The organism is Polaromonas sp. P1_G2 (assembly GCF_056405515.1).
The window spans coordinates 1-377 of the sequence record NZ_JBFUBY010001615.1 but is presented as its reverse complement, the minus strand read 5'-3'; the positions used below and the strand labels follow the sequence as shown (position 1 = coordinate 377).

Below are 377 nucleotides of genomic sequence, written 5' to 3'. Positions count from 1 at the left end.
GTATCAAACTCCGAAATGCCTGTCACCACCGGCACGCGGCCATTCACCACTTCGACGGCGCCCTTGAGCACCCTGCGCTTCTCTTCGGGATCGAGCGAATTGTTCTCGCCGCAGGTGCCGAGAATGATCAGGCCGTTCACGCCATCCTTCACCAGCGCATCCTGGACGCGCTGCGTCGCATCCATGTCGATGGAAAGATCCTCGTGGAACTGCGTCGTTACCGCCGGAAATACACCATGCCAACCCGTCGTCATGTCCAAGCCTCCAAGATTGTATAAAATCTTCAATATACAAAGCAGGTATCGCGGTCAAGTGATATATCAGACGGAAAGGTAGAAAAATCGTCGAGCAGATTCGCTGCGCGGCGTCACGCTGGC

General features: G+C 55.4%; 1 protein-coding gene. It reads right to left on the bottom strand.

Going from position 1 to position 377, the window contains the following annotated elements; all coding sequences use genetic code 11:
• Window positions 1–254 (bottom strand): dihydrodipicolinate synthase family protein (locus AC1D0P_RS31795; RefSeq protein ID WP_477680367.1); only part of this gene is annotated, 254 nt, incomplete at its 3' end.
• Between the last annotated feature and the right edge of the window lie 123 nt (window positions 255–377).